Below are 20,133 nucleotides of genomic sequence, written 5' to 3'. Positions count from 1 at the left end.
CTCGAAAGAGGCCGGTGTCCTTTGCGCCAGCCGTTGCGGATCGCTCATCGCGAGCACGCTGCGCAGCAGCGCCTCACTTTCCGATACAAAAACTCGAAAAGATCTTACCCAGCAATTCATCGGCGCTCAGCTTGCCGGTGATCTCGCCGAGCGCTTCGTGTGCCAGGCGCAGTTCTTCGGCGGCCAGTTCGAGTTGTTCGAAACCCAGTTCCAGGTCGGCGGCGTCCGCGTGATGTTCGGCGCGACGCAGTGCTTCGACGTGCCGGGTGCGGGCGGAGAATTCGCCATCGACACTTTCCACGCGGTCGCCAAGCGCAAGCTCGCGCAGGCGGGTGTGCAGCTGCTCCAGTCCCTGCCCGGTCACTGCAGAGACTGCGATCGCATTGGCGTCCAGTGGTGCGGGATTGTTGAGCAGATCGCACTTGTTGTGGATCCACAGCTGACGCGGCACTGCATCGATGGCATCGCCAATCGCGTCGCGTGCGGCTTGCGGGTCGCGTGCATCCAGCACCACCAGCGCCAGATCGGCGCGCTGCACTTCTGCGCGCGCGCGGCGCATGCCTTCGCGTTCGATGGCATCGCCGCCATCGCGTAGCCCGGCGGTATCGACCAGGGTCAACTCGAAGCCGTCGAGCTGGATGGACTCGTGCAAGGTGTCACGGGTGGTGCCGGCGACATCGGTCACGATCGCCCGATCGCTCCCTGCCAGCGCGTTGAGCAACGAACTCTTGCCGGCGTTGGGCGGGCCGATCAAGACCGCATGCAGGCCGTCGCGCAACGTGCGTCCGCGTTCGGCATCGCGCAGCAACTGTGCGAGCAAGGTGCGCGCCTTGCCCAGGCCATCGCGTACCTGGTTACCGCCCAGGGTATCGAGCGGCTCATCGGCAAAATCGATGGCCGCTTCCACATGGATACGCAAGCGGGTCAGGTTGTCGGCGAGCGCATCGACACGCCGCGAAAACACGCCGTCCAATGCGCGCCGCGCCGCGCGCGCCGCACGCAGATCGCCGGCCGCGATCAAGTCGGCGATGGCTTCGGCCTGCGCAAGATCGAGTTTTCCGTTGAGAAACGCGCGTTCGCTGAACTCACCGGCACGTGCCTGACGCGCGCCCAGTTCGATGCAGCGGGCAACCAGCTGCCGCAGCAGCACTGGGCTGCCATGGCCCTGCAGTTCGACGACATCTTCGCCGGTAAAGCTGTGCGGCGCGTTGAACCACAGCGCGATGCCGTCATCGATCACCGCTCCCTGCGCATCACGGAAGCGCGCGTAGTGCGCGTGCCGTGGCTGCAGACGCGCAACGCCCAGCTGCCCTGCGATCTGTACCGACTGTGGCCCGCACAAGCGCACGATGCCCACACCACCGGTTCCGGCAGCACTGGCGATGGCAACGATGGTGGAAGTGGAAGACGACATGGACACTGCTCTGACATGGAGAAAAGAGAAAACGTGGGTTTGACACGATGCGCGCTCAGCGGCGTATCACGTGTCCATGGGTCGTTCTAAATCACGCACCCATTGCAGCAATCGCGTACTCCCGGCAACGGCACGCACAGTGTCGGCCATCACCATCCGTCACAGCGATTGCAGCTGCGCGCGCGCCTGCGCTGCACCACTGCGTTGTGGCTGCAGCTCCAGATACGTCGAATGGGCTTTGCGTGCCTTGTCGCGATCGCCGGCCTTTGCGTACGCATCGCCGAGATTGAGATAGGCCACCGCGCGCGACGGATCGATTTTCAAGGTGTTTTCCAGCCAGCGCGCCGATTCGGCGAAACGCCCCTGACGGTAATACACAAAGCCCAGGTTGTTGGCTGCCAGCGCGAAGTCCGGACGCAGTTTCAGCGCTTCGGCAAATTGCTCGGCCGCGTCGGCGTAGCGCTTTTCCTTGTACAGCTGCAAACCACGTTCGTTGGCCAGCTGTGCGCGCTGGCGGTCGCTGCTCTTCACCGCGGTGGGCAACACCAGCGTGGCTTGGCCGCCTTGCAGGGTTTTCACCGTGACCGGCGCCGCAGCCGCCACCGCACCAGCTGCAGCGGGCGCAGGCCGTGTGGCATCCACGCGGCTGTTGAGCGCAATCGCATCGGCAGACAATTGCGCGGTATCGGCAGTGAGGAATTCTTCGCCGCTGGGCACCTGGAATACGAACTCGCCGCCCCGCGATCCGGGCAGGCTGCCGAAGGCCGGTATCTGCGCCGACACCGCCGACACCGCAGGCGCCACATACGCCGCCAGCTCGGTGCCGGTGATCAAGCCATCGCCGTTGAGGTCGCCCTTGCCGGCCAATGCCTGCAACAGCACCCAGGTAAATACCGAATGCCCGTTCGGGCCGCTATCGGCCACCTGTTGATCGGCTCCGCCGGCAGTGAGCATCTGACGCGCGATGCGCCGTGCGTTCTCGCGCAGGTATGCGCTGGAGCTCGGCCCGCCGCGCGTCAACCCCAACCCGCTGTAACAGGCATCCATCACGAACAGGACGTGCTTGGCCTGCAGGCTTTCGGCGATGTTCTGCAGGTCGCTCATCGCGATCGCATCGCTGGCCAACTGCTCCGGGTCCGAATCGACCGGAATGATGTAGCCCAGGTCGCGCCCGGACGCCAGCCGGCGCGTGGCGCCATGCCCGGCGAAGAACACGAACACGCGGTCGTTGGTCTGCGCACGGCCTTCGCCGAGGCGGTCATGAAAGGCGGCAAGAATATTGTTGCGTGTCGCCTCGCCGTTCTTGAGCACGATCACCTGCGACGAGGGAAATCCCAACGGGCCGGTCAAGGTCGTGGCGATCGCCTGCGCATCGTTGGCCGCGTATTCGAGCTTGGGCCAATGCGCGTAATCGTCGATGCCGATCACGATCGCCCACGACTTGGCATAGCTGGTGGTCACGGTTGCCTCGGCCGCCGCACTGGGCGCGTGCGCCACCGAAAACTCGCGGCCATTCCAGCCGGCGAACTGGTAGCCATCGGCGATCAGGCGATCCAGGATCTGCGGCAGCGCCTTCACTGCACGGTCGTGGATGTCATGGAACAGCACGATGCCGCGCTGCTCCTTGTTCACCTGATCCAGCACGCGTTGCACGATCGACTCGGGTACCGGGTCGGCCCAGTCCATCGAATCGATGTTCCACATGATCGATTTCAGGCCGGCCTCGCCCAGCAACTGCAGGCCCTCCGCATTGCGTGCGCCATACGGAAACCGGAACAGCGGCGCACGCGTGTCGTCCACCGCGCGCAATAGCGTGTCGGTATCCAGCACCTGGCTACGCAGCGCATCGCCGGTGGTCTTGGACAGCTGCGCATGGGTCAGGCTGTGGTTGCCCACCGCATAACCTTCTTCCATCAGCGTGTGGCTGATCTTGGATAACGGCGTGAGGTTGGGCTTGCCCTGCGCGTCCAGGCTGCCCAGGTTGCGCCCCACTTCGAAGAACACCCCGGGCACGTCGTAGCGCTTGAGGATCGCCACGATCTCTTCGGTGTAGGCCTTGTGCGGGTCCTCATCGGCGAGCAACACGATGATGCGGCGGTGCCGGTCCAACTGTTCGCGCAGTTGCGCGATCAATGCGTGCACGGCGTCGCCGGCCTTGTCTGCCGGCGTGGCTGCGGCCGCGGCAGAAGACGGCTTCGCAGCGGAAGCTGCCTCGCTGGTGTCGTGTTTGCCGCAGCCGGCCAGCGCAAGCATTCCGACGCAACTTGCGCACAGCAACAGGCGATGCAACGGCCATGTGGTCACGACGGCGTCCTTGGCGAGGGAGACAACAGGCAGCAGATGCGGGCTGACATGCAGAAAGCCCGCCTTGCGGCGGGCCTTCTTCAATTACTTGGCGTTGGCCTGGATGATCTTGCTCGGCTTCTCGCCGTGCTGGCGGATCATCCACCACTGGATCAACAGACCCAGGCCGCCGTTGACCACCCAGTACAGCACCAGACCGGCCGGCATGAAGGCCATCATGACGCCGAACACCAGCGGCATGAACTGCATCATCTTGGCCTGCATCGGGTCCATGCCCGGGGTCGGGGTCAGCTTTTGCGTGGCCCACATGATCGCGATGTTGAGCACCGGCAGGATGAAGTACGGGTCGCGCGCAGTCAGGTCCTGGATCCAGCCCAACCACGGCGCCTGGCGCAGTTCCACCGACTCCACCAGCACCCAATACAGTGCGAAGAAGATCGGCATCTGGATCAGCAGCGGCAGGCAGCCGCCCATCGGGTTGATCTTTTCCTTCTTGAACAGCTCCATCGTCGCCTGCTGGTACTTGACGCGATCGTCGCCGTAGCGCTCCTTCAACTGCGCCAGGCGCGGCTGAAAGCGGCGCATCTTGGCACCGGACTTGTACTGCGCGGCCGACAACGGATACAGCGCCAGGCGCAGCAGCACCACCAAGCCGATGATGGCCCAGCCCCAGTTATGTAGGAAGCTGTGCAGATGGCTCAGCACCCAGAACAGGCCCTGGCCGATAATGGCCATAATCGAGAAGCGGCTGTAATCGACCACACGGTCCAGGCCCTTCACGTCTTCCTTGGCGATCAGGCTGACCAGCTTCGGGCCCACCCACAGGCGCGCTTCGGTGCTGGCGGTCTGTCCCGGCGCCACAGTGAAGGCCGGGCCGCGCAGCTCGGCCACGTCACGCGGGCCGTCCTGGTTCAGCACATACAACGAGGCCTGGTCCTTCTGCGGAATCCATGCGGTAAAGAAGTGGTGCTGCAACAGCGCCACCCAGCCGCCGGTGATCTGGCGATTCAGGCCGCCATCGTCCATGTAGTCCTTGAATGCGCGACGCTCGTAGCCTTCCTGCGGGCTGTACCAGGTCGCCCCGTTGAAGCTGAAGGAATCCGGGTTGGTCATGCCGCGGCTGAGGATGGTCGGCACCCGGCTCAACTTGCGGAACACATAGCCGTTCCACGGCGCGCCACTCTGGTTGATCACCTCATCCTTGATCGAGATCGCATAGCGACCGCGCTCCAACGTGAAGGTGCGGCGGATCGACACGCCGTTGGGGCCATTCCATACGAACGGCACCACCAGGGTGTTCTGGCCCTTGGCAAGTTCGAACGCCGTGCCCGGCTGCTCGGCGCGGAAGCCGCCCACGCCCGGCACCGGCGAATGCTCGCTGGCCCAGCCGCTGGTGGCGTTATACGGGTGCGCCGCATCTTCGGTCAGCAGGCTGACCGGCGCGGTGCCGTCCTTGGTCTGCGGGAACTGCAGCAGTTCGGCATCGAGCACGCTGCGGCCATCCAGTTTCAGGCGCAGCACATCCGAGGTCAGCGTCACCACCGGCGCTGTACCAGCAGCGGCTGGCGTCGCGGCGGTGGTGCTGGTCGCAGGCACCGCACCGGGCGCGCCTGCCTGCGGAATGGCCTGCGCCGCGGGAACATTGGCGCTCGACGCTGCCGCATCCAGATCACGCGCCGCCGGGACCGATTGCGTGGCAGCTGCAACAGGCGCATTGGCAGCTGCCTTGTCCTTGCCCCACTCCATCCACAGCAGCGCCGCGACCATCAGCCAGGCAAAAATCAGGAAAACACGGGTCTGGTTCATCGGGCAGCAACTCGCTCAGTCGGAACTAGAGTTCCGGCTCTGTCGGGGAAAGGGAGGATGGGTGCATCGTCCTGGCGGGCGGCATTGTGCCGGGCGCAGCAGGCAGGGGCAATGCGCCGGCACGGCGCAGCAGACGCACGAAGGCGTCGCGAATCTGTGGATTGGTCGCCTTCGCCGCTGCCGAGCGCGCCACGATCACGTAATCGCCACCGGCAAGCTCGGGCAGCAGATGCCGCATGGCATCGCGCAATACGCGTTTGATCCGGTTGCGGCCCACCGCACGCGTATCGACCTTGCGCGACACCGCCATGCCCAGGCGCGGCGGCGTATCGCCTGTGCGCCAGTGCAGGCTGAGCAACGGGTCCGAGGTACGACGTGCAGTATCGAAAACGACCGTATATTGCGCACGCGTACGAACCCGCGCAGAGCGAGGAAATCGCCTGCACGGGTTCGATGCGTTCACGTTAGGGACTGCCTCGGCCGCAGCGAGCGGCGCGGCAATCAAGCGCTCAGGCGCTTGCGGCCCTTGGCGCGGCGGCGAGCCAGGATCTTGCGGCCGTCGGCGGTTGCCATACGTGCGCGGAAGCCATGGTCGCGTGCTCGCTTGAGGTTGCTGGGTTGGAAAGTACGCTTGGTGGCCATGGGGCCCTCTGCATGGATGGAGACGAATAGAACCGGAAATTCTATAGGAGCGCGGCGGGCCGGGTCAACTCCCTGCGTGCTTTAGCGACTGTGAGGTTGCGCACGCCCTGTGGATGGACCTGTGAATAAGCCTGGGAAAACCCTGCCCTCGGTGCTAGTCTGGTCCATCCTCTTTTCACTACCGGGCTGCGAGCACGGCGCTTTCCTGCGCGCCGCAGCCAGCAACAGATGATCACACTTTGATGGATGCTTGGCCCCGCTGTCTGGAACGTCTCGAAGCCGAATTCCCGCCCGAAGATGTCCACACCTGGTTGAAACCCCTGCAAGCCGAAGACCGCGGCGACAGCATCGTGCTGTACGCCCCGAATGCCTTCATCGTCGACCAGGTCCGCGAACGCTACCTGCCGCGCATTCGCGAGTTGCTGACGTATTTCGCCGGCAATGGCGAGGTCGCGCTGGCAGTGGGCTCGCGCCCACGTGCGCCCGAGCCGGCTCCCGCGGTGGCGGTGCCCAATGCGCCGGTGGCCGCGCCGATCGTGCCCTTCGCCGGCAACCTGGATTCGCACTACACCTTTGCCAACTTCGTGGAAGGCCGCAGTAACCAGCTGGGTCTTGCGGCCGCGATCCAGGCCGCGCAGAAACCCGGCGACCGTGCGCACAACCCATTGCTGCTGTACGGCAGCACCGGCCTGGGCAAGACCCACCTGATGTTTGCCGCCGGTAACGCCCTGCGTCAGGCCAACCCCGCTGCCAAGGTGATGTACCTGCGCTCGGAACAGTTCTTCAGCGCAATGATCCGCGCACTGCAGGACAAGGCCATGGACCAGTTCAAGCGCCAGTTCCAGCAGATCGATGCGCTGCTGATCGACGATATCCAGTTCTTCGCCGGCAAGGACCGTACGCAGGAGGAGTTCTTCCACACCTTCAACGCACTGTTCGACGGCCGCCAGCAGATCATCCTGACCTGCGACCGCTACCCGCGCGAAGTTGAAGGCCTGGAGCCGCGGTTGAAGTCGCGCCTGGCCTGGGGCTTGTCGGTGGCGATCGATCCGCCGGATTTCGAGACCCGCGCAGCCATCGTGCTGGCCAAGGCACGCGAGCGCGGCGCCGACATTCCGGACGACGTGGCGTTCCTGATCGCCAAGAAGATGCGCTCCAACGTGCGCGACCTGGAAGGCGCACTCAACACGCTGGTGGCGCGTGCCAACTTCACCGGTCGCGCGATCACGGTGGAATTCGCCCAGGAGACGCTGCGTGACCTGCTGCGTGCCCAGCAGCAGGCGATCGGCATCCCCAACATCCAGAAGACGGTGGCGGACTACTACGGCCTGCAGATGAAGGATCTGCTCTCCAAGCGGCGCACGCGCTCGCTGGCCCGCCCGCGCCAGGTGGCGATGGCGCTGGCCAAGGAACTCACCGAACACAGCCTGCCGGAGATCGGCGACGCCTTCGCCGGCCGCGACCACACCACCGTGCTGCACGCCTGCCGGCAGATCCGCACGCTGATGGAGGCCGACGGCAAGCTGCGCGAGGACTGGGAAAAGCTGATTCGCAAGCTCAGCGAGTAGGCCATTGACCTCCAGCGCGGCCCACTTGGAAAAAAGCGTGGAAACGTTGGGGTCAAATGCGGGAGAATCTGTGGATAACGTTGCGCTGCAATTTGGCCAGAAAACTATCCACAGGTTTTCCCACCAGACCAGGCGTACTAGTCCAACGAGTTTCAGGCGCTGAAATGTCTTTGGAAACAAATAGTTATGGTGGTTATCCGCTGAAAACGGCCCTACCATCACCACCAAGCTTTTGATTTATTCCATTATCTTTTAAAGCATAGGGGCACGGAACCACATGCGTTTTACACTGCAGCGCGAAGCCTTCCTCAAACCGTTGGCCCAAGTGGTCAATGTGGTCGAACGCCGTCAAACCCTGCCTGTGCTGGCCAACCTGCTGGTGCAGGTCAAGGACGGACAGGTGTCGTTGACCGGCACGGACCTGGAAGTTGAAATGATCTCGCGCACGATGGTGGAGGACGCGCAGGACGGCGAAACCACAATTCCGGCGCGCAAGTTGTTCGACATTTTGCGCGCCCTGCCTGATGGCAGCCGCGTCACCATCTCGCAGACCGGTGACAAGGTCACCGTGCAGGCCGGGCGCAGCCGCTTCACCTTGGCAACGCTGCCGGCCAACGACTTCCCGTCCGTGGACGAAGTCGAAGCGACCGAGCGCGTGGTAGTGCCCGAAGCCGGGCTGAAAGAGCTGATCGAGCGGACTGCGTTTGCCATGGCGCAGCAGGACGTGCGGTATTACCTCAACGGCTTGTTGTTCGACCTGCGCGATGGCTTGCTGCGCTGTGTTGCGACCGATGGTCACCGTCTGGCGCTATGCGAGATCGAGCTGGAGAAGGCCGGCGGCGCCAAGCGCCAGATCATCGTGCCGCGCAAGGGTGTCACTGAGTTGTTGCGCCTGCTGGAAGCGGCAGACCGCGAGGTCGAGCTGGAAGTCGGCCGCAGCCATATCCGCGTCAAGCGTGGCGATGTGACCTTCACCTCCAAGCTGATCGACGGCCGGTTCCCGGATTACGAAGCAGTGATTCCGATTGGCGCCGATCGTGAGGTCAAGGTGGACCGCGAGGCGTTGCGGGCGTCGCTGCAGCGTGCGGCCATTCTGTCCAACGAGAAGTACCGCGGCGTGCGCGTGGAAGTGTCGCCGGGCCAGCTCAAAATCAGTGCGCATAACCCTGAGCAGGAAGAAGCCCAGGAAGAGATCGAGGCCGACACCAAGGTTGATGATCTGGCGATTGGCTTCAACGTCAATTACCTGCTGGACGCATTATCGGCGTTGCGCGACGAACACGTGGTGATCCAGCTGCGCGATGCGAATTCGTCGGCGTTGGTGCGTGAAGCCAGCAGCGAAAAGTCGCGTCATGTGGTGATGCCGCTGCGTCTCTGACGCTTCGTTCCACGTGGAACACGAGAAGCCCGGCGAATGCCGGGCTTCTTGTTTTGGGGTCGGAGCTGATGAATTTCCGGGTTTGAGGCGAACTGCTCGGTCAGTTTGGGCAAGGACCCGCGACGGCGTGTCTGCCTGCGGTGGTCAACCTGCTTGATTTTAGGCCGGGGATCTCGTTCGACGGTGTGTGTCCCCCTGAATGATGCAGCCTGGACCAGGTGTGGCAGAGGTGCTGGCAGTTTTAGTCACAGCAAACTCGTAGGCGCGTATGGGTCACGCTATCGCGCCTCTGTGAGACGGCGTTTCTATCACGCGTGAGTCCGGGACCTGGGATCGGTCAGCGTCTAGGGCCGGGCCATGACGTCGCAAAGGTGCAGGCCAATTGATCGTTGAGTTTTAGCCGAGCCAGCAGAAACGCAAGCCGAGAAGGACGGCCGTACGCGTCCTATGCTCGCAAGTACTGTTCGGGGCCCGGAAGTTGCGTTCCAACGTCGCGGGCGGTGGCGCCCCTCTCCGGGCTTTGGTTCCTAATGGTTCGGGCCAGCGAGAAATAAGCGTCCTTGCACGGTGTCAATTCAACGAGACCTGGTCTCACTTGAGTAGATGCATATTCCCTCACGTCTGATCTTCCAAACGACTGAATCTGTTCATTGCGCTCTACGCATTCCCCCGAGTTCGATATCTTCCGCTGTGTCCGGCAACGGGTTCATCAAGACCGGGCAAGACACCCGTTTTGACTTATGCACATCTAGCTTTGCTTTTAAATCTAGAAATAACTTAAGAGCTTGGTGGTGATGGTAGACGCAGATTTCGCCGAAAAGTAGGTCAAGCTCCTGTTTTTAATGGGTTTTATTGCATCGAAACCCTGTGTTTATCGCCTTGTTTTCGTACCCACAAGCTGTGGATAAGAGAAAATGCCACTCCGGAAGCTCTTTTTGTCCACAGGTTACCCCCAGGGTGCCCCGGGGCCATCTTCACGCAAGACGACACGGGTTCCACGCCGATCACGTATCCTCCGACGCGACCGGCATGCCGGACTCAGCCCAGAGCCACCGATCAATGCATGTAGTGCGGTTGTCCATTCATCGGCTTCGTCGTTTTCAGACGGTCGACCTTCATCCCACGCGCGGCTTGAACTTGTTGACCGGCGACAATGGTGCGGGAAAGACAAGCGTGCTCGAAGCCTTGCACCTGATGGCGTATGGGCGCAGCTTCCGTGGCCGGGTTCGCGACGGCCTTATCCAGCAGGGCGCAAACGAGCTGGAAGTGTTTGTGGAGTGGCGCGAAGGTGGCAGTGCCAGCGGCGAGCGGACGCGTCGGGCTGGTCTGCGCCATAGCGGGCAGGAGTGGACCGGTCGTTTGGACGGCGAGGATGTGGCACAGCTGGGGTCGCTCTGTGCAGCATTGGCCGTGGTGACGTTCGAGCCTGGCAGCCACGTGTTGATCAGTGGCGGCGGCGAGCCCCGCCGACGCTTTCTGGATTGGGGTTTGTTCCACGTGGAACCAGACTTCCTGGCCCTATGGCGTCGCTACGCGCGTGCGCTCAAGCAGCGCAACGCCCTGCTGAAGCAAGGTGCCCAGCCGCGCATGCTCGATGCCTGGGACCACGAGCTCGCCGAATCCGGCGAAATGTTGACCTCCCGGCGCATGCGCTACCTCGAACGACTGCAAGACAGGCTGGTCCCGGTCGCAAACACGATCGCGCCATCGCTGGGCTTGTCCGCGCTGACGTTTGCGCCAGGCTGGAAGCGCCACGAAGTGTCACTGGCCGACGCACTCCTGCTTGCCCGCGAGCGTGACCGCCAGAACGGCTACACCTCGCAAGGCCCGCACCGCGCCGATTGGATGCCCAGCTTTGACGTGCTCCAGGGCAAAGACGCCCTGTCTCGGGGGCAGGCGAAGCTCTCTGCCCTCGCCTGCCTGCTCGCACAGGCCGAAGACTTTGCATTCGAGCGCAACGAATGGCCTGTCATCGCGCTGGACGACCTGGGGTCTGAGCTGGACCGGCATCATCAGGCACGGGTTCTGCAACGGCTGGCGTCCGCACCGGCTCAGGTGCTGATCACCGCTACCGAAATCCCGCCAGGTCTCGCTGATGCTGGCGCATTGTTGCAGCAGTTCCACGTGGAACACGGCCAGATTACCCCGCAGTCTTTTTCAGCCTGAGCTGCAACGGCCGGTGCGGGCCGACTGGTATAATCGACCCGCTATCCCCCTTTTCCCACGGTGCGATGCGGCTCCTGCCGCCTTCGCCCGTGTTGTGGAGCTAACGGCACGCGCATGACCGAAGATCAAAACACCCCGACCACACCGAACAGCACCTACGATTCCAGCAAGATCACCGTGCTGCGTGGCCTGGAAGCCGTCCGCAAGCGCCCTGGCATGTACATCGGCGACGTCCATGACGGCACCGGCCTGCATCACATGGTGTTCGAGGTGGTCGACAACTCCGTCGACGAGGCCCTGGCCGGCCATGCCGACGACATCGTGGTGAAGATCCTGGTCGATGGCTCGGTGGCGGTGTCAGACAACGGCCGCGGCGTGCCGGTCGACATCCACAAGGAAGAAGGCGTGTCGGCGGCCGAGGTGATCCTCACCGTGCTGCATGCCGGCGGCAAGTTCGACGACAACAGCTACAAAGTCTCCGGCGGCCTGCACGGCGTGGGCGTGTCGGTGGTCAACGCGCTGTCCGAGCACCTGTGGCTGGACATCTGGCGCGACGGCTTCCACTACCAGCAGGAATACGCGCTGGGCGAACCGCAATACCCGCTGAAGCAGCTGGAAGCGTCCACCAAGCGCGGCACCACGCTGCGGTTCAAGCCGGCGGTGGCCATCTTCAGCGATGTCGAATTTCATTACGACATCCTGGCGCGGCGCCTGCGCGAACTGTCCTTCCTCAATTCCGGCGTCAAGATCACCCTGATCGACGAACGTGGCGAAGGCCGTCGCGACGATTTCCATTACGAGGGCGGCATCCGTAGTTTCGTGGAGCATCTGGCGCAGCTGAAGTCGCCGCTGCACCCGAACGTGATCTCGGTGACCGGCGAGCACAACGGCATCGTGGTGGACGTGGCCCTGCAATGGACCGACGCCTATCAGGAAACCATGTACTGCTTCACCAACAACATCCCGCAGAAAGATGGCGGCACCCACTTGGCCGGCTTCCGCGCAGCGCTGACGCGGGTGCTGAGCACCTATATCGAACAGAACGGCATCGCCAAGCAGGCCAAGGTCGCGCTGACCGGCGACGACATGCGCGAAGGCATGATCGCAGTGCTGTCAGTCAAGGTGCCCGACCCCAGCTTCTCCTCGCAAACCAAGGAAAAGCTGGTCAGCTCGGACGTGCGCCCGGCGGTGGAAAATGCCTTCGGTGCGCGTCTGCAGGAGTTCCTGCAGGAGAATCCGAACGAAGCCAAGGCCATCACCGGCAAGATCGTCGACGCCGCCCGTGCGCGCGAAGCTGCGCGCAAGGCGCGCGACCTGACCCGCCGCAAGGGTGCGCTGGATATCGCCGGCCTGCCCGGCAAGCTGGCCGACTGCCAGGAGAAGGATCCGGCGCTGTCGGAACTGTTTATCGTCGAGGGTGACTCGGCAGGTGGTTCGGCCAAGCAGGGCCGTAACCGCAAGAACCAGGCGGTGTTGCCGTTGCGCGGCAAAATCCTTAACGTCGAACGTGCGCGTTTCGACCGCATGCTGGCGTCCGACCAGGTCGGCACGTTGATCACCGCGCTGGGCACCGGCATCGGCCGCGACGAATACAACCCGGACAAGCTGCGCTACCACCGCATCATCTTGATGACTGACGCCGATGTGGACGGCTCGCACATCCGCACCCTGCTGCTGACGTTCTTCTACCGGCAGATGCCGGAGCTGATCGAGCGCGGCTACATCTACATCGGCCTGCCGCCGCTGTACAAGCTCAAGCAAGGCAAGAGCGAGCTGTACCTGAAGGACGACGCGGCGCTCAACGCCTACCTGGCCAGCAATGCCGTCGAAGGCGCAGCGCTGATTCCGGCCACTGACGAGCCGCCGATCACCGGCGAGGCGTTGGAAAAACTGTTGATGCTGTTCACCAGTGCCAACGAGGCGATCGCGCGCAATGCGCACCGCTACGACCCGGCGCTGATGACCGCGCTGATCGACCTGCCGCCGCTGGATGTGGAAAAGCTGCAGGCCGAAGGCGACCAGCATCCGACCCTGGATGCGCTGCAGGCGGTGCTCAACCGCGGCACCCTGGGCACTGCGCGCTACCAGCTGCGCTTCGACCCGGCGACCGAGAACTCGGCGGCAACCTTGGTGGCCATCCGCCGCCATATGGGCGAGGAATTCACCCAGGTGCTGCCGATGGGGGCGTTCGAAAGCGGCGAGCTGCGTCCGTTGCGGGAAGTGTCGCTGGCGCTGCACGACCTGGTGCGCGAAGGCGCGCAGATCGTGCGCGGCAACAAGAGCCACCCGATCACCAGCTTTGCGCAGGCGCACGCCTGGTTGCTGGACGAAGCCAAGAAGGGCCGCCAGGTGCAGCGCTTCAAGGGCTTGGGCGAAATGAACGCCGAGCAGCTGTGGGAAACCACGGTCAACCCCGACACCCGCCGCTTGTTGCAGGTGCGGATCGAGGATGCGGTGGCCGCCGACCAGATCTTCAGCACCCTGATGGGCGATGTGGTGGAGCCGCGCCGCGACTTCATCGAAGACAACGCGCTGAAGGTGTCCAACCTGGATATCTGAGCCGCCTGTGTCCCGGCGCAGCGCCACCGCGCTGTGCCGCTGAGCCGGTATTGGCAGGACGACGATGCGCACAGATCTAACACCACCTCCGGCGGCGGCGCCCGGCGCTGCCGCCCGGCCAGCATTGCTGCCTGTCCTGATCGGCTTCGGGATCGATGTACTGATCGCCGTCGGTCTGTTGCTGACCCTGAGCGTGGCGGGTTTTGCAATCTGGGGCGCCATCCGTGGCGTTGGCTACGTGCAGGCAGCCAAGGCACAGGGCCTGACGCCCTCCTCTGCCGAGGTGATGGCCGCGGTCGGCCAACCTGGGGTGATGGTGCAGTTGCTCACCGCCTTGGTCAGCACCGCGACGCCCGCTGTTCTGCTGTATTTCTGGCGCCGCCGTGCCACTGCCGGCGAACAGGCGTCCTCACGCGCCGCCACGCGACGTGCGTCCACCTGGGGTTGGACCGCGCTGATCGCCGTGACCGTGTTCCTGCTCAGCAATCTGGTCAGCGTCGCGGCCTCGGCGTTGGGCATCAAACCGGTGCCGACCAATTTGCCGCTGATGGAAGAAGCCATCAAGCACTGGCCGTTGGCGCTGGCGCTGTTCGCGGTGGTGATTGCTCCGGCCTACGAAGAACTGCTGTTCCGCCGCGTGTTGTTCGGTCGCCTGCTGGCCGCAGGCCGCCCGTGGCTGGGGATCGTGCTCAGTGGCGCGCTGTTCGCCCTGGTGCACGAGGTGCCTGGCGTGAGCGGCAATGGCCCGGCCGCCATCGCCCAGCTTTGGCTGGTCTACGGCAGCATGGGCGCGGCCTTCGCCTGGCTGTATTGGCGCACCGGCACGCTGTGGGCGCCCATCGCCGCACATGGCATCAACAACGCCACCGCCCTGGCGGCGCTGTACTTTTTCGGCATCGGCTAGCAAGACCGACTGACGCAGCTGGGTTTCCGGCGCGCCCAATGGCACGCCGGCCGCATTGCGCACTGGCGCAGATGCCACCATCCGCGCGCACGATCGACGCTCAGCACGTCCGGTTCGCTGCGTTTTACCGCTCGATCCAGGCGGTTTGACGAAAAGTTAAGCCGAGCCTGCCAAAATGTCCGCTTGGTTCTAGGGGGATCGAATGAAAGCCAGGCTGTTGATCGTTGTTGCCGTCCTTGCACTGACGGCGTGTGCCACCACAACTTCGCCAACCGGCCGCCGACAGGTGGTGGGAGGCGTGTCGCAACAGCAGTTGGACCAGCTGGGGGCGCAGTCCTTTGCGCAGACCAAGGCCAAGGAAAAAGTCAGCACCGACGGCAAGCAGAACGCCTACGTGCAATGCGTGGTCAACGCGCTGGTGGCGCAACTGCCGCCGCAATGGCGCGAAACCCGCTGGGAAACCGCGCTGTTCGTCGATGACGAGGCCAACGCCTTCGCCCTGCCCGGCGGGAAGGTCGGCGTAAACACTGGCATCTTCACCGTCGCCAAGACCCAGGATCAACTTGCCGCCGTGCTCGGGCACGAGATCGGGCATGTGATTTCGCGCCACCATGAAGAACGCATCACCCGCCAGCTCGGCGCCCAGACCGGTCTGGGCATCATCGGCGCGCTCGCCGGGGCCGCCTACGGCGACGGCGCGGCCAGCGCGGTCAATCAGGTTGGCGGTATGACCGCCCAGACAGTGTTCCTGCTGCCTGGCTCGCGTACCCAGGAAAGCGAGGCCGATGTGGTCGGGCAGCGCCTGATGGCGCAGGCCGGGTTCGATCCGGCCCAGGCGGTGACGCTGTGGCAGAACATGATGGCCGCCAGCGGGAACCGTCAACCGCAATGGCTTTCCACCCATCCCGACCCGACCAACCGCATCCGCGAGCTGCAGGCCGACGTCAACCAGCTCGAACCGGTGTATCAGCAGGCCAAGCAGAGCGGGCGCGTGCCGCGTTGTGGCTAGAGCCGCTAACAGCAACTGCTCGGCCTTCCTTGGCGCATGCCGACACTGACCTGGAATCAACGCATCGGCCACTACACTGCGGGCGTGGAGTCAGCGGCCGGTCACTCGCTGTTAGCGGTGCTAAGACCTTTTCTCGCAACTCCCGATTGCCGCACCACAACATGGAAACCGTTTTCGGGAACTGAGACTTTCTGCTAAGTTTGCCGGCTCAGATTTTTCGTACAGCGTCCATTCCGCTTTTCGCACCGCCCAACGGCGGCTCGTCCGAGGTGAAACATGAAACTGCTCAACCGCAAGCAAGCCCTGTTGTCCCTGTTCATCGCAGCATCCCTGGGCGGGGCTGTCGTCACCGATGCGGTCGCGCAGTCGGAGCGTTCTTCCGAGCGTGCCGCGCGTAAGTCCAAGGGCAACGGCAAGGCCGAAGAGCTGTACCCGCAGTCGACCCGTCAGGCGCCGACGATCAAGCCCTCGTCCAAGTTGAGCAGCAAGCTGCAGAAGCTGATCGAAACCTTCAACAAGGGTGAAGACTATCCGGGCGTGCGCACCCAGGCCGACGAGATTCTGGCCAACAGCGCTGCCAACGAAGCCGACAAGGCGCTCGCCGCCCAGCTCGCTGCGCAGGCCGCCTATAACCTGGACGACACTGCGGGTGCCAAGAAGTATCTGCAGCAGGCCATCGGCCTGAACGCGCTGGACAACAACGGCCAGTTCCAGTCGATGCTGATGCTGGCGCAGTTGCAGATGCAGGACGAGCAGCAGGCCGAAGGGCTGGCCACGCTGGACAAGTATCTGGACGAGAGCAAGTCGCAGCGCCCGGAAGATCTGATTCTCAAGGGCCAGGCGCTGTATCAGGCCGAGCGCTACAAAGAGGCCATTCCGGTGCTGAAGCAGGCCATCGCAGCCTCGCCCGAACCCAAGGACACCTGGAACCAGTTGCTGATGGCGTCCTACGCCGAAGCCGGCCAGACCGGTGAGGCGGTCGCTGCTGCCGAAGCGCTTGCCGCCAAGACGCCGAACGACAAGAAGGCCCAGCTCAACCTTGCCAGCATGTATATGCAGGCAGACCAGATGGACAAGGCCGCAGGCGTAATGGATAAGCTGCGTGCTGCCGGGCAGTTGACCGAAGAAAAAGAATACAAGCAGTTGTATTCCATCTACGCCAACACCGAGAACAAGGAAAAGGACGTCATCGCGGTCATCAATGAAGGTATGCAAAAAGGCATCCTCAAGCCTGATTATCAGACATACCTTGCGTTGGCGCAGTCGTATTACTACAGCGAGGATGCGCCGAAGGCGATCGAAAACTGGCAGAAGGCCGCACCGCTTTCCAAGGACGGCGAGACCTATTTGAATCTGGCCAAGGTGCTGCATTCGGAAGGTCGTATCCCGGAGGCCAAGCAGGCCGCACAGCAGGCCATCGCCAAGGGCGTCAAAAAGCCTGAAGACGCGAAGAAGATCATCAACCTGAAGTAAAAAGAAAATAAACCCCCGAAATCCCTGTGTTTTTAGTGGTTACAGGACTCGGGATTGGTATAAGCTTGGGAGTTCCTGCGGTGTCAAAGCCGTCCGAAAACCTGGGGATCATCACAGTGATCCGGGCCCCCACTGAAAGAGCCATTGGCGCATGACGGAACAACTCGTTATCCACAGGCATGACTATGATGCCGGGAACCAGGGTCTGAGCTGGGCCCGCATTATCGGCATTGCTTTCGTAATTGCTTTGCACCTCACTGCACTGATGATGTTGCTGATCCCTGCAGTGGCGCCGAAGGCTCCGGCAGAGAAGGAGCGCACCACCATGGTCACCCTGGTGGATGCACCGCCTCCTCCCCCGCCGCCGCCGCCGCCGCCGCCGCCGGAAGACAAGCCGCCGCCGCCGGTCAAGAATCTGTCGCCGCCGAAGCCGTCACCGGTTCCGCCGCCGCCGGAAGCTCCGGTGGTCGACGTTCCCGAACCGCGTCCGAGCGATATCGTCACGCCGCCGAGCCCACCGGCTCCACCGCAGCCGCCGAGCGACATCGGCGCCAGTGTCGATATCTCGTCCAAGAACATGAACCCGCCGAAGTACCCGCCGGCTGCATTCCGTGCCGGTGTCCAAGGTGAGGTCATCCTGATCGTGGATGTGGATGCCAGCGGCAACGTGACCAATGTGTCGGTCGAAAAGTCCAGCCGCAACCGCGACCTTGACCGTGCCGCGATGGACGCAGCACGCAAGTGGAAGTTCAACGCTTCCACTGTCAACGGGCAGAAAGCCGCCGGACGTGTCCGCGTCCCGGTCAACTTTGCTCTGAACTGATCCCACGGGCCGGCTACGGCCGGCCCAGGATCCTGTCTTCCTTTCGCTCCACCCTTCATCACCACACACAACAAAGGTAAGCGTCATGCTGCAGGAATTCTTTATCGCCGCCGCTGCAGGGGGCTCCAATCCGTCGGCCGCTCTGTCGCAGATGGGCTTCGAGCACTTGATCACCGAAATGACCTCCAGCCCCGGCGATTTCGCCGTGTCGTGGGTCGTGTTGATCACCCTGATCGCCATGTCCGCTGCCTCCTGGTACTGGACGGTCATCAACATCTTCCGCGCCACCCGCCTGAAGAGCGCGGCTGACCGCGTCACCACCGCGTTCTGGGATGCCCCGAATGCACAGGACGCCATCCGCGCCATGGAAGAACAGCCGGCTTCCGAGCCGTTCTCCAAGATCGCACTGGACGCAGCGCAGGCTGCTGCTCACCACCAGCGCGCCGAAGGCAGCACCGGTGGCCTGGGCGAGAGCCTGAGCCGTTCGGAGTTCGTCGACCGCGCCCTGCGTCAGGCCGTGACCCGCGAAAGCACCAAGCTGCAGTCGGGCATGACCCTGCTGGCCACCGTCGGTGCGACCGCGCCGTTCGTCGGTCTGCTCGGTACGGTGTGGGGCATCTACGGCGCGCTGATCAAGATCGGTGCAACCGGTTCGGCCTCCATCGACGCCGTTGCCGGCCCGGTGGGTGAAGCGCTGATCATGACCGCGATCGGTCTGTTCGTCGCCATCCCGGCCGTGTTTGCGTTCAACTTCTTCTCCAAGGTCAACAGCTCGGTGATCGCCAAGTTCGACACCTTTGCCCACGACCTGCACGACTTCTTCGCCACCGGTTCGCGCGTTCGCTAATCGCGTCGCAAGATCTGGCAGTAAAGAACGCCTTCGCAACGATTTAGACGGAGCCCGTTATGGCCTTCAGTAGTGGAAACAGCGGTGGCCCGATGGCCGACATCAACGTGACGCCCCTCGTGGACGTGATGCTGGTGCTGCTGATCATCTTCATCATTACGGCACCGCTGATGTCCCATAAGGTCAAGGTGGAGCTGCCAGAGGCCAACTTGATCCAGAAGGAAGATGCGGAGAAACGTGCCGCGCCGATCACTCTGGCCGTCAAGGAAGATGGGTCGCTGTACTGGAACGACGAGCCGATTTCCAAGGAAGCCCTGGAGTCGCGCCTGTCCACCGCTGCACAGCAGACCCCGCAGCCGCCGCTCAACCTGCGTGGCGACCGCACGACCAAGATGCGTACGATCAACGAGATCACCAAGATCGCGCAGGGTCAGGGCATGCTGGACGTCGGTTTCGTTGCAACCAAAGTGAAGGGGCAGTAAGCCATGGCATTTAGTACTGGTGGAAGCCGTGGGCCGATGGCCGACATCAACGTCACGCCCCTGGTGGACGTGATGCTGGTGCTGCTGATCATCTTCATCGTGACCGCGCCGATCATGACCTACCCGATCGCCGTGGATCTGCCGCAGCGGGTGCTCAACCCGCCACCGCAGACGACCGAACCGCCGCCGCCGATCGAATTGCGTATCGACGCCAGCAACCAGGTGTTCTGGAACAACAGCCCGACGCCGGTCGATCAGTTGCAGCAGAAGATGGAAGAAGTGGTGCAGGCCGATCCGACCAATCAGCCGGAACTGCGCATCGATGCGAATCAGGATGCGGAGTACGAGGTGATGGCCAAGGTGCTGGCCGCTGCGAAGAACTCGCAGATGAAAAAAATCGGCTTCATGCAGCAGTAAACGTATCTGCAAGACCGCAACACAACAGTCATGACGCGACTGCAACGCCATCGGAAACGGTGGCGTTTTTTTATGCCTGGTGCCTGGCGTGGTGGCTTTGAACGCAACTGTGACGCAGCGATGTTGATTGCATCGCATCGCCGACAGTGCAGAGGCCGAGTACGCAGTGATGGCCGGCGTACTGGCAGCAGCAAGGAACGCGCAGGTGCAGCACATCGCGTTCGTGCAGTAATGGTGTGCTGCCTCGCTATCGACGCAGAGCAGTCAGTGCGACACCGCGCGATGCGGTTGCCCTAGCGCCGCATCGCGTCTCGGATGCTTAGACGCAAAAGGCGGGAGAC

At 63.2% G+C, this 20,133-nt stretch carries 16 protein-coding genes and 1 pseudogene; 12 read left to right on the top strand and 5 right to left on the bottom strand.

Translation table 11 applies throughout. The features are described 5' to 3' along the window. Positions 1–73: 73 nt before the first annotated feature. The 5 genes from mnmE to rpmH form a co-directional block, all read right to left on the bottom strand. Positions 74–1,414 carry a tRNA uridine-5-carboxymethylaminomethyl(34) synthesis GTPase MnmE gene (gene mnmE, locus A7D16_RS02710; protein ID WP_064629577.1) on the bottom strand — a complete coding sequence of 447 codons (1,341 nt, stop codon included), beginning with the start codon at positions 1,412–1,414 and terminating at the stop codon, positions 74–76. A 159-nt stretch (positions 1,415–1,573) separates the two neighbouring features. Continuing rightward, positions 1,574–3,718, bottom strand: a complete 2,145-nt coding sequence (locus A7D16_RS02705) for a caspase family protein (RefSeq protein WP_064629612.1) — start codon at positions 3,716–3,718, stop codon at positions 1,574–1,576. 84 nt (positions 3,719–3,802) lie between these two features. Beyond that, complete coding sequence (gene yidC, locus A7D16_RS02700; protein ID WP_064629575.1) at positions 3,803–5,524, bottom strand: membrane protein insertase YidC; 1,722 nt, start codon at positions 5,522–5,524, stop codon at positions 3,803–3,805. 25 nt (positions 5,525–5,549) lie between these two features. Then, the gene (gene rnpA, locus A7D16_RS02695) at positions 5,550–5,987 is read right to left on the bottom strand and encodes a ribonuclease P protein component (protein ID WP_082861703.1); all 438 of its coding nucleotides are present in this window, start codon (positions 5,985–5,987) and stop codon (positions 5,550–5,552) included. Between the two features lie 38 nt (positions 5,988–6,025). Next, the gene (rpmH, locus tag A7D16_RS02690) at positions 6,026–6,166 is read right to left on the bottom strand and encodes a 50S ribosomal protein L34 (protein ID WP_002805908.1); all 141 of its coding nucleotides are present in this window, start codon (positions 6,164–6,166) and stop codon (positions 6,026–6,028) included. A gap of 242 nt (positions 6,167–6,408) precedes the next feature. Here rpmH and dnaA point away from each other — a divergent pair, with 242 nt between their 5' ends. From dnaA to A7D16_RS23670, 12 genes and pseudogenes are all read left to right on the top strand, one after another. Next, positions 6,409–7,734: a chromosomal replication initiator protein DnaA gene (gene dnaA / locus A7D16_RS02685; RefSeq protein ID WP_064629573.1), complete on the top strand. Its 1,326-nt coding sequence runs from the start codon at positions 6,409–6,411 to the stop codon at positions 7,732–7,734. Between the two features lie 277 nt (positions 7,735–8,011). Beyond that, entirely contained in the window at positions 8,012–9,112 is a 1,101-nt protein-coding gene (gene dnaN, locus A7D16_RS02680) for a DNA polymerase III subunit beta (protein ID WP_064629571.1), read from the top strand. Between the two features lie 1,059 nt (positions 9,113–10,171). Next, positions 10,172–11,278, top strand: coding sequence for a DNA replication/repair protein RecF (gene recF, locus A7D16_RS02675; protein WP_064629569.1), 1,107 nt, complete (start codon positions 10,172–10,174; stop codon positions 11,276–11,278). A 114-nt stretch (positions 11,279–11,392) separates the two neighbouring features. Beyond that, complete coding sequence (gyrB, locus tag A7D16_RS02670) at positions 11,393–13,837, top strand: DNA topoisomerase (ATP-hydrolyzing) subunit B (protein WP_064629567.1); 2,445 nt, start codon at positions 11,393–11,395, stop codon at positions 13,835–13,837. A 64-nt stretch (positions 13,838–13,901) separates the two neighbouring features. Continuing rightward, a complete protein-coding gene (locus A7D16_RS02665; RefSeq protein WP_064629565.1) occupies positions 13,902–14,741 on the top strand; it encodes a CPBP family intramembrane glutamic endopeptidase in 840 nt (279 codons plus the stop codon). 202 nt (positions 14,742–14,943) lie between these two features. Next, positions 14,944–15,750 carry a M48 family metallopeptidase gene (locus A7D16_RS02660; protein WP_064629563.1) on the top strand — a complete coding sequence of 269 codons (807 nt, stop codon included), beginning with the start codon at positions 14,944–14,946 and terminating at the stop codon, positions 15,748–15,750. 276 nt (positions 15,751–16,026) lie between these two features. Next, complete coding sequence (locus tag A7D16_RS02655) at positions 16,027–17,223, top strand: tetratricopeptide repeat protein (RefSeq protein ID WP_064629561.1); 1,197 nt, start codon at positions 16,027–16,029, stop codon at positions 17,221–17,223. Between the two features lie 151 nt (positions 17,224–17,374). Continuing rightward, positions 17,375–18,046, top strand: coding sequence for an energy transducer TonB (locus tag A7D16_RS02650; RefSeq protein WP_039518127.1), 672 nt, complete (start codon positions 17,375–17,377; stop codon positions 18,044–18,046). 85 nt (positions 18,047–18,131) lie between these two features. Beyond that, the gene (gene exbB, locus A7D16_RS02645; protein WP_005912445.1) at positions 18,132–18,893 is read left to right on the top strand and encodes a TonB-system energizer ExbB; all 762 of its coding nucleotides are present in this window, start codon (positions 18,132–18,134) and stop codon (positions 18,891–18,893) included. Positions 18,894–18,952: 59 nt separating this feature from the next. After that, positions 18,953–19,375, top strand: a complete 423-nt coding sequence (locus A7D16_RS02640) for an ExbD/TolR family protein (RefSeq protein WP_005912447.1) — start codon at positions 18,953–18,955, stop codon at positions 19,373–19,375. Positions 19,376–19,378: 3 nt separating this feature from the next. Then, positions 19,379–19,792: an ExbD/TolR family protein gene (locus A7D16_RS02635; protein WP_039411682.1), complete on the top strand. Its 414-nt coding sequence runs from the start codon at positions 19,379–19,381 to the stop codon at positions 19,790–19,792. Between the two features lie 133 nt (positions 19,793–19,925). After that, positions 19,926–20,024, top strand: a pseudogene (locus A7D16_RS23670) (biopolymer transporter ExbD); the annotation flags it as partial. Positions 20,025–20,133 lie beyond the last annotated feature (109 nt).

The organism is Xanthomonas nasturtii (assembly GCF_001660815.1).
In the GTDB taxonomy this organism is placed as follows: Bacteria; Pseudomonadota; Gammaproteobacteria; order Xanthomonadales; family Xanthomonadaceae; genus Xanthomonas; species Xanthomonas nasturtii.
This window is presented reverse-complemented; position numbering and strand designations above follow the sequence as displayed.

What these genes read in the sequence shown, in the direction of transcription:
- A7D16_RS02650 (WP_039518127.1), top strand. Translation starts at nt 17,375, where the DNA reads ATGACGGAACAACTCGTTATCCACAGGCATGACTATGATGCCGGGAAC.
- rpmH (WP_002805908.1), bottom strand. Translation starts at nt 6,166, where the DNA reads ATGGCCACCAAGCGTACTTTCCAACCCAGCAACCTCAAGCGAGCACGC.
- A7D16_RS02635 (WP_039411682.1), top strand. Translation starts at nt 19,379, where the DNA reads ATGGCATTTAGTACTGGTGGAAGCCGTGGGCCGATGGCCGACATCAAC.
- A7D16_RS02665 (WP_064629565.1), top strand. Translation starts at nt 13,902, where the DNA reads ATGCGCACAGATCTAACACCACCTCCGGCGGCGGCGCCCGGCGCTGCC.
- yidC (WP_064629575.1), bottom strand. Translation starts at nt 5,524, where the DNA reads ATGAACCAGACCCGTGTTTTCCTGATTTTTGCCTGGCTGATGGTCGCG.
- dnaA (WP_064629573.1), top strand. Translation starts at nt 6,409, where the DNA reads ATGGATGCTTGGCCCCGCTGTCTGGAACGTCTCGAAGCCGAATTCCCG.
- A7D16_RS02660 (WP_064629563.1), top strand. Translation starts at nt 14,944, where the DNA reads ATGAAAGCCAGGCTGTTGATCGTTGTTGCCGTCCTTGCACTGACGGCG.
- A7D16_RS02655 (WP_064629561.1), top strand. Translation starts at nt 16,027, where the DNA reads ATGAAACTGCTCAACCGCAAGCAAGCCCTGTTGTCCCTGTTCATCGCA.
- dnaN (WP_064629571.1), top strand. Translation starts at nt 8,012, where the DNA reads ATGCGTTTTACACTGCAGCGCGAAGCCTTCCTCAAACCGTTGGCCCAA.
- mnmE (WP_064629577.1), bottom strand. Translation starts at nt 1,414, where the DNA reads ATGTCGTCTTCCACTTCCACCATCGTTGCCATCGCCAGTGCTGCCGGA.
- recF (WP_064629569.1), top strand. Translation starts at nt 10,172, where the DNA reads ATGCATGTAGTGCGGTTGTCCATTCATCGGCTTCGTCGTTTTCAGACG.
- gyrB (WP_064629567.1), top strand. Translation starts at nt 11,393, where the DNA reads ATGACCGAAGATCAAAACACCCCGACCACACCGAACAGCACCTACGAT.
- exbB (WP_005912445.1), top strand. Translation starts at nt 18,132, where the DNA reads ATGCTGCAGGAATTCTTTATCGCCGCCGCTGCAGGGGGCTCCAATCCG.
- A7D16_RS02640 (WP_005912447.1), top strand. Translation starts at nt 18,953, where the DNA reads ATGGCCTTCAGTAGTGGAAACAGCGGTGGCCCGATGGCCGACATCAAC.